Raw genomic sequence first — 6,104 nt, 5'->3', positions numbered from 1 at the left:
TTGCTTGCGCTCCCTGGTGTATCTGACCGCCTCGTCGAGGCAGCGCTGCGCCCCGCCCAACGAGCAGGCGCCGATGTTGAGGCGGCCGCCGTCCAGGCCCATCATCGCGATCCGGAAACCCTCGCCTTCGGCGCCGACGCGGTTCTCGACCGGCACGCGGACGCCGTCGAAATTGACCTGAGCGGTCGGCTGCGAATGCCAGCCGAGCTTGCGCTCATTGGCGCCAAAGCTGACGCCGGGCATGTCCTTTTCGATGACCAGGCAAGTGATGCCTTTCGGCCCTTTGACGCCGGTGCGGACCATCGTCACATAGACTTCGTTCTGGCCGCCGCCCGAGATGAACGCCTTGGACCCGGTCACCACATAGTGATCGCCGTCCAGCACTGCCTTGGTCTTCAGCGCCGCCGCGTCGGAGCCGGACGAGGGCTCTGTCAGGCAGTAGCTGGCGATCCGATCCATCGTGACGAGCGAGGGCAGGTATTTCTGCTTCACCGCGTCCGATCCGAACCGGTCGATCATCCAGCTCGCCATATTATGGATCGAGATGAAGGCACTCGTCGACGGGCAGCCATAGGCCATCGCTTCCATGATCAGCGCCGCCTCCAGCCGGCCGAGGCCGATCCCGCCCATCTCCTCCGACACGTAGATCGAGGCAAAGCCGAGCTCGGCCGCGGCCTTGATGGTGTCGCGCGGGAAGATGTGCTTCTCGTCCCACTCGGCCGCGAACGGCGTGATCGCGTCGGCAGTGAACTTCTGCGCCATCTCCTGGATCTGGCGCTGATCGTCGGTCAGGTCGAACTGAGTCATGGGGAGGCGCCTAGCAGAGGCGCGGGGCTGCCCGCCAGAGCCTCACTTGCACCGCGCGTAGCGGAGCGGCTGCGCCAGCTCCTCGTCTTCGCGGATCAGGGTATTGCTGCTGTTGGTCAGCGACAGCGTCTCGGTCCGCGTCCAGCTCTGGCCCTCGCCGGTGAAGGCGAATTCGGCTTTGAGCTTTTCGGGCCAATTGCCGACGACTTTGGTGAGCTTTGCGCGCGATTCGTAGAATTTGAGCGTATCGCCGTCGATCGTCAGCAGCCCCTTGGCGTCGCCTTTGGTCGAGGTGCAATCGGCCGGGACGAGGCCCCAGCGGCCCTGCATGCTGTCCGGAATGTGCGCCTCGCCAGTCGCTTCGGCTGTCTCTTCATTCTCTGGCTCCACCACCGTCTCGTCGGGCGGGAGCGTCTCGATATCCTTGACCGGCGCGTTCGCCTGGTTGGCGGCGACGGCGTCGTTCGCGGCGTTGTCGGGGGCGTTCGCCTGGCACGCGGCGAGCGCGAGCAGCGGGAGGATCAGCAGCCTGGTCATTCGCCGACCAACGCTTCCGCCTCGATTTCGACCCGCCATTCGGGGCGGAGCAGTGCCGAAACCACGACCATCGTCGCCGCCGGCCGCACATCGGCAAAGCGGCGGCCGTGCGCGCGGCCGACCGCCTCACCGTCGGCCGGATCGGTGATGAACATCCGCGTGCGCACGATGTCGGTCCGCGCCCCGCCCAACTGCCGGACCGCGCCGACGATGATGTCGAAGCACCGCTCCGCCTGCGCCTCCGCATCGCCGGGCGTCGACGACCCGTCCGCCTCGACCGGTGCGGTGCCCGAAACGAGGATGCGGTTCCCCACCCGGATCGCGCGGGAAAAGCCGATCGTTTCCTCGTACGGCGAGGCGGAGGCAGTGCGCCGGCGCTCCACTGCCTAACCCATCGTCGGGATGACGAACGCGTTCTCGCCCGTGACCGAGCCATCCGGCCAGCGCTGGGTGATTGTCTTGGTCTTGGTCCAGAAGCGGACGCCTTCCATGCCGTGCTGATTGATGTCGCCGAACGCGGAGCGCTTCCAGCCGCCGAACGTGTGATAGGCGACCGGCACCGGGATCGGCACGTTGATGCCGACCATGCCGACGTTCACGCGGGCAGCGAACTCGCGCGCGGCGTGGCCGTTGCGCGTGAAGATCGCGACGCCGTTGCCGTATTGGTGCTCGCTGGGCAGCCGCAGCGCCGTCTCGAAATCAGGCGCGCGGACGATCTGGAGGACGGGGCCGAAGATTTCCTCCTTGTAGCTCTGCATCGTCGGCTTGACGTGGTCGAACAGCGACGGGCCGACGAAGAAGCCGCCTTCATGGCCCTGGAGCGAGAAGTTGCGGCCGTCGACGACCAGCTCCGCGCCTTCGTCGACGCCGGTCTGGATCCAGTTCTCGACCCGCTGCTTGTGCGCGGCGTTGACCACCGGGCCATAATGCGCGTCCGGATCGGTCGAAACGCCGACGCGGAGCGCCGCCATCGCCGGGATCAGCGCCTCGCGCAGCTCGTTCGCGGTCTTCTCGCCGACCGGCACGACCACCGGAAGCGCCATGCAGCGTTCGCCCGCCGAGCCGAAGGCGGCGCCGGACAGGTCCTTCACCACCTGGTCCAGATCCGCGTCGGGCATGACGATGCCGTGATTCTTGGCGCCGCCCATCGCCTGGACGCGCTTGCCGTTCTCGACGCCGCGCCGATAGACATAGTGCGCGATGTCCGACGAGCCGACGAAGCTCACCGCCGAGATCGCCGGATGGTCGAGGATCGCGTCGACCATTTCCTTGTCGCCGTGGACGACCTGGAGAATGCCCTCGGGCGCGCCGGCCTCGACCATCAGCTCGCCGAGGCGGACGGGCACTGAGGGATCACGCTCCGACGGTTTCAGGATGAAGGCGTTGCCGACCGCGATCGCGACGCCGAACATCCACATCGGGATCATCGCCGGGAAGTTGAACGGCGTGATGCCGGCAACGACGCCCAGCGGCTGACGCATCGAATAAACGTCGATGCCCGGCCCGGCGCCGTAAGTGTATTCGCCCTTCAGCGCGTGCGGAATGCCGCAGGCGAACTCGATCACGTCCAGGCCGCGCTGCACGTCGCCGCGCGCGTCTGCGATCACCTTGCCGTGCTCCGACGCCAGCAGGTGGGCGAGTTCCTCCAGATTGGCCTCGACCAGCTCCTTGAAGCGGAACATCACGCGGGCTCGGCGCTGCGGGTTGGTGGCGGCCCAGCCCGGCTGCGCCTGTTGCGCAGCGGCGACGGCGCGATCCAGCGCGGCCCTGTCGCCGAACGCGACCCGCGCCTGCACCTGGCCGGAGTTCGGGTCGAACACCTCGCCGAAACGGCTGGCCGAACCGCCGGGGCCGCCGACGATGTGATGATCGATATCGCGCATGATGTTCCGTCCTTACGCCAAGCGTCACCCCGGACTTGATCCGGGGTCCACCTTCTTCGGAGAGAAGGGAAGGTGGATGCCGGATCAAGTCCGGCATGACAAAGTTTTGATGGCCATGCCCCTAGCCCTATTCGCATAATGGCGACAAGGGACGCGGCGTGACATCCGCCCCCGCCGAACGTCGCCTCCTCGCAATCCTGCTGCGCCTGTTCGCGGCGGTGACGCTGACCGCGATGTTCGCGATCGTGAAGCTGGCGGCCGCGCGCGGCGTGACTTTGTTCGAGAGCCTGTTCTACCGCCAGGCGCTCGCGCTGCCGCTGGTGCTGGGCGTAATCGCGGCCGGGCCGGGGCTGCGATCGGTGAAGACACGGCGGCCCTGGGCGCATGTGTGGCGGACCGTGCTGGGGATGACCGGCATGGCGCTCAACTTCCTCACCTATCTGCTGCTGCCGCTGGCCGAGGCGACGGTGCTGCTGTTCACCGTGCCGATCTTCGCCACGATCCTGTCAGCGCTGGTACTGAAGGAGCCGGTCGGCCGGCATCGCTGGAGCGCGGTGCTGCTCGGCTTTGTCGGGGTGCTGATCGTGGTCCGGCCGGGCAGCGGCGGCCTTGCCCCGCATGGCGTCGCCGTCGGGCTGATGGCCGCGATCGTGGTGTCGGGCGTCAGCATCACGCTGCGCCAGATCGGCCGGACGGAGAGCGCGAGCACCACCGTCTTCTGGTTCACGATCCTGTCGGCGGTGCCGTTCGGCCTGGCGATGCCGGTGTTAGGCAAGGCGCATGACGCGGAAACTTTCGGCCTGCTGCTCGCACTGGGCCTGTTCGGCGGGCTTGCTCAGCTGGCGCTGACCTCGTCGCTCCGGCTCGCCCCGGTGTCGGTCGTGCTGCCGATGGACTATTCGAGCCTGGTCTGGTCGGCGCTGATCGGCTGGCTGATGTTTTCGACGGTGCCGAGCCCGCATCTGTGGCTCGGCGCGCCGCTGATCATCGCGAGCGGCATCTACATCGTCTATCGCGAGCAGAAGCTGCACCGCGAACGCACTGCCGGCGCGGTGGCGACGGACTAATCCTCAGGCCGCAGCGGCTTGTCCGTCATCGCAAGCAGGATCGAAATCAGCGCGCAGGCCAGGCCGACGCCGACCGCTTCCGGGAGCAGGTGGAGCGAGAAGAACACGGCACCGGCAAGCACCGGAAGCACCATTGCGAGCGCCAACTTCATGCGCGAGTCCTAACAGCCGGGCACGGGCGAGGAAAGCCGCACTTCGTCCGCCGGCAGCGAAAGATCACTAACGGGCTGTCGGCACCGCGGAGGGCTCGACAGATGCCGCAATCGCGTGTCATCTGAACGGCACAGGGGGAAAGCCGATGAAAACCAAGCTGCTGGCCGTCGCGGCCGCATTGATGCTGCCGCAGATCGCTGTCGCTGCCAACGCGCCGACCGCCGCCGAACAGGCGGCGATCGCCAAGGCCAAGGCCCTGCTCGAGTCGCTGCATCCGCAGTCGGGCGACGTGGCAGTGCCCACCGCCCATGCGACGCTGCACCTCGGCAAGGCCTATTATTTCCTGCCCGCCGACGATGCCCGGCGCGTGCTCGTCGAAGCCTGGGGCAATCCGTCCGAAGCCGCGGACGGCGTGCTCGGTCTGGTGATCCCGGCCGGCAAGACGCCGTACGACGACACCTGGGGCGCCGTGGTCACGTACGAGGAGACCGGCCATGTCAAGGACGACGACGCAAAGACGACCGACTATGACGAGGTCCTGCGCGGGTGGCAGGACAGCGAACCGCAGATCAACGAGCGTCGCAAGGCCGAGGGCTTTCCCGAACAGCACATCGTCGGCTGGGCGCAGCCGCCGTCCTATGATCCCCGATCGCATTCGATGGTCTGGGCGCGCAACATCGCATTCAGCGGCCAGCCGGAAAATTCGCTCAACTACGACGTTCGCCTGCTCGGCCGCACCGGCGTGTTGAGCCTCAATCTGCTGACCGGCATGTCGAAGCTCGTCGAGACCCGTGCCAGCGCCGCGACGCTGGCGCAAACCGCGTCGTTCGATACCGGCGCGCGCTATGCGGATTACCAGCCCGGCACCGACAAGCTGGCCGATTACGGTCTTGCCGGTCTGGTCGCAGGCGGCGTCGGCGTCGTCGCCGCGAAGAAGCTGGGGCTGCTGGCGATCATGCTGGGCGTCGGCAAGAAGCTGATCGTCGTCTTACTGGCGGGGTTCGCCCTTGCCGGCCGCAAAATCAAATCGCTGTTCGGCCGCGGCGAGCCGGACCCAGTCTATGACGAGGCCGATGGGGATCAGGCAGCGGAATAGGTCAGCGCCTGAACACCAGCGACAGGTTGTTAGCCGGCATCTCGACGAGCCGCTCAAAGCGAAGGCCGGTTCGATCGCCAAGCGCGATCATATCCCCCAACCGGCGCAAGCCCCATTCCGGGTTGCGGGCCTTCAGCGACTCATCGAATGCTTCGTTGCTGGGTGCAGTGGGAACATCGTCCCGCCGATAGGGGCCGTAGAGATAGAGCGGCGTTCCCGGCGAAAGCAGGCGAGCGGCGCCGGCGAACAGGCCCTCTGTCGCCGACCAGGGGCTGATATGGACCATGTTGATGCAGAGAATCGCATCGGCGCGGCTGACCGGCCATTCGGGCGCGGCGGCATCCAGCCGGAGTGGCGGCCGGATATTGGGGACGCCGTCGCTCCAGGCGGCGATCGAGGCGAGCGCGTCGGGATCGGGGTCGCTGGGCTGCCATTCGAGATGCGGCAGGTTTTAGGCGAAATAGCGGACATGCTCGCCGGTCCCGCTCGCGATTTCCAGGACCAATCCGGACGTGGGGAGGATATCGCGGAGAACGGCAAGGATCGGCTCGCGATTGCGCG

General features: G+C 67.0%; 7 protein-coding genes and 1 pseudogene. 2 read left to right on the top strand and 6 right to left on the bottom strand.

The genetic code is table 11. From position 1 onward, the window contains the following. From VFT73_RS04560 to VFT73_RS04545, 4 genes are all read right to left on the bottom strand, one after another. Positions 1-807, bottom strand: an 807-nt coding sequence (locus VFT73_RS04560; RefSeq protein WP_326408980.1) for an acyl-CoA dehydrogenase family protein, incomplete at its 3' end; no start/stop codon positions are given. Between the two features lie 42 nt (positions 808-849). After that, positions 850-1,344, bottom strand: a complete 495-nt coding sequence (locus VFT73_RS04555; protein ID WP_326408979.1) for a hypothetical protein — start codon at positions 1,342-1,344, stop codon at positions 850-852. After that, complete coding sequence (locus tag VFT73_RS04550) at positions 1,341-1,727, bottom strand: RidA family protein (RefSeq protein WP_326408978.1); 387 nt, start codon at positions 1,725-1,727, stop codon at positions 1,341-1,343. Before VFT73_RS04550 ends, VFT73_RS04555 begins: the two co-directional genes overlap by 4 nt. 3 nt (positions 1,728-1,730) lie before the next feature. Continuing rightward, a complete protein-coding gene (locus VFT73_RS04545; RefSeq protein WP_326408977.1) occupies positions 1,731-3,227 on the bottom strand; it encodes a CoA-acylating methylmalonate-semialdehyde dehydrogenase in 1,497 nt (498 codons plus the stop codon). 158 nt (positions 3,228-3,385) lie between these two features. On the opposite strand from VFT73_RS04545, the gene VFT73_RS04540 reads away from it, so the two are divergent. Continuing rightward, complete coding sequence (locus VFT73_RS04540; RefSeq protein WP_326408976.1) at positions 3,386-4,294, top strand: DMT family transporter; 909 nt, start codon at positions 3,386-3,388, stop codon at positions 4,292-4,294. Here VFT73_RS04540 and VFT73_RS04535 read toward each other — a convergent pair. Next, positions 4,291-4,446: a hypothetical protein gene (locus VFT73_RS04535; RefSeq protein ID WP_326408975.1), complete on the bottom strand. Its 156-nt coding sequence runs from the start codon at positions 4,444-4,446 to the stop codon at positions 4,291-4,293. The genes VFT73_RS04540 and VFT73_RS04535 overlap by 4 nt on opposite strands. A 146-nt stretch (positions 4,447-4,592) precedes the next feature. Here VFT73_RS04535 and VFT73_RS04530 point away from each other — a divergent pair, with 146 nt between their 5' ends. Continuing rightward, positions 4,593-5,543, top strand: a complete 951-nt coding sequence (locus VFT73_RS04530; RefSeq protein WP_326408974.1) for a DUF2167 domain-containing protein — start codon at positions 4,593-4,595, stop codon at positions 5,541-5,543. Between the two features lies 1 nt (position 5,544). On the opposite strand, the pseudogene VFT73_RS04525 reads toward VFT73_RS04530, so the two are convergent. Beyond that, positions 5,545-6,104, bottom strand: a pseudogene (locus VFT73_RS04525) (DUF938 domain-containing protein); the annotation flags it as partial.

Source organism: Sphingomonas sp., from assembly GCF_035758555.1.
GTDB lineage: Bacteria > Pseudomonadota > Alphaproteobacteria > Sphingomonadales > Sphingomonadaceae > Sphingomonas_B.
The sequence above is the reverse complement of the archived record's forward strand: the minus strand, read 5'-3'. Positions and strand labels throughout refer to the sequence as shown.